The 1,796-nt window shown below is 69.2% G+C and carries 2 protein-coding genes and 1 pseudogene; 2 read left to right on the forward strand and 1 reads right to left on the reverse strand.

The features are described from left to right. Positions 1-86: pseudogene (locus BFF77_RS34900) on the reverse strand (TetR family transcriptional regulator); the annotation flags it as partial. A gap of 97 nt (positions 87-183) precedes the next feature. Between BFF77_RS34900 and BFF77_RS30220 the strand changes: the two are divergent. Both BFF77_RS30220 and BFF77_RS30225 read left to right on the forward strand, forming a co-directional pair. Further along, positions 184-630 (forward strand): anthrone oxygenase family protein, encoded by a 447-nt coding sequence (locus tag BFF77_RS30220; RefSeq protein WP_066956356.1) that lies wholly within the window; start codon positions 184-186, stop codon positions 628-630. 371 nt (positions 631-1,001) lie between these two features. Next, positions 1,002-1,727 (forward strand): dienelactone hydrolase family protein, encoded by a 726-nt coding sequence (locus BFF77_RS30225; RefSeq protein ID WP_066956359.1) that lies wholly within the window; start codon positions 1,002-1,004, stop codon positions 1,725-1,727. The last annotated feature ends 69 nt before the right edge of the window (positions 1,728-1,796 follow it).

Genomic DNA, 1,796 nt, shown 5'->3' on the forward strand with positions numbered 1-1,796 from the left:
TGCTGCTCGGCGAGTTCGCGGGCCGTCGCCACGATGAGACGTTCACGGCCCGCCCGTTCGCGCTCCTTGCGTTCCTGTACCGACATGATTCGATTCTAGCATCGCTAGACAATCGAGCGGCAGAAGAATTAGCATTGCCCCACCATCTAGCAACGCTAGATTCCAGCTCCAGGAGGGGTCGTCATGCTCAACGCACTCGAGGTCTTCACCACCGTGGCCGTCGGCGTGATGGTGGGGGTGGAATTCTCCGTCGCCTTCTTCGTCAACCCGATCCTCAACGGCCTCCCCGGCGACAACGGCCTGCGAGGCCGCACCCACGGGGCCCGGCTGCTCGGCGCCGTGATGCCGTTCTGGTACATCGGCTCGCTCGTCCTCGCCGCGATCTGGGCTGTCGCCGGACGGGACCACCACGGCGCCGGCCTCGTCGTCACCGCCGCCGCGCTGCTGATCCTCAGCGTGGTCATGTCGATCCTGCTGCTCGTCCCGATCAACAACCGGGTCAAGACGTGGACCGCGGACGGCCTGCCGGCCGACTGGAAGCAGCAGATGAACCGCTGGGACCGCTTCCACTACGTCCGCGTCGCCGTCATCATCGCCGCCTTCGCCCTGCTGGTCGCCGCCCTCGCCTGAGCGCGCGGGCCGAGGCCGCGCAGGTGGGGCGTGCTTCCACTGATCCGCGGGCGATAGCGGACCACCGAAGGCGCGGACGTCGGTGATTCGGACGTCGGTGATGCCGACCTCGGCAGCCGGGCGACGGGCGGCACGTTCGTTGTCGCCGGTCAGCGAGGCTGGGGGGGCTTCGTAGCAGCCGACCGCGGAGCCTCCGCGAAAACCCGTTGGTGGACCGCGGCGACCACTGCTACTTTCCCGGAGGCCGTGCGAGAGAACGAGGAGGTGGTACCCGTGAACGCAGTATCGACATGGGTGCTCCCCTCCGGGGTCACGGTCGGGCGATAGGTCGTCCGGGAGCGCCGCTCTGAGCACTCCCGAAAGGCACGACCATGCACTTCACTTCTGAACAGCGTCTCGACGACGGCGTCCTCGAACGCGAATTCACCCTCGGCGAGATCCCCGGCACCCTGTGGACGACTGAATCCGCCGCACCGGCCCCGCTGGTCCTGATGGCCCACAACAACGGCCTGCCCAAGGCGGAACCCCGGCTGGTCGCCCGGGCCCGGTACACCGCGGCGCGCGGCTACGCGGTGGCCACCATCGACGCCGCCGGGTGCGGTGACCGTCCCCGTTCCGCCGCCGACGAGCAGGCCCGCGCCGACCTCCGGCAGGCGATGCGGGCCGGTGAGCCGGTCGACGAGATCTTCGAGTCGTTCATCGGCCCGCTGGTCGAAAACGCGGTCCCGGAATGGCAGACCACTCTGGACGCCCTCCTTGAACTGCCCGAAATCGGCGGCCCGGTCGGGTACTCCGGGGGATGGGCCGCCCTCGGCATCCGGCTGGCGGTGGCCGAGCCGCGCATCGCGGCCGCGGGCTTCTTCGCCGGGGGGTACGTGCCCCGCGCCCAGCGCGAGGAGGCCCGGCAGGTCACCATTCCGCTGCTGTTCCTGTTGCAGTGGGACGACGAAGGAAACCCCCGGCAGCGGGCCCTGGACCTGTTCGACTCCTTCGGCAGCAAGGAGAAGACGCTGCACGCCAATCCGGGCGGGCACACCGGCACACCGTGGTTCGAGCTGGAGGACGGATGCCGGTTCCTGGACCGACACCTGAAGTAGGACCGGGCCGTCTGGCGGGCAGCCGACAGTAGGCGGCCTCGGCCAGGAAACCGTCATCGAGGACAGGCC

The organism is Streptomyces lushanensis (genome assembly GCF_001700515.1).
Taxonomy (GTDB): domain Bacteria; phylum Actinomycetota; class Actinomycetes; order Streptomycetales; family Streptomycetaceae; genus Streptomyces; species Streptomyces lushanensis.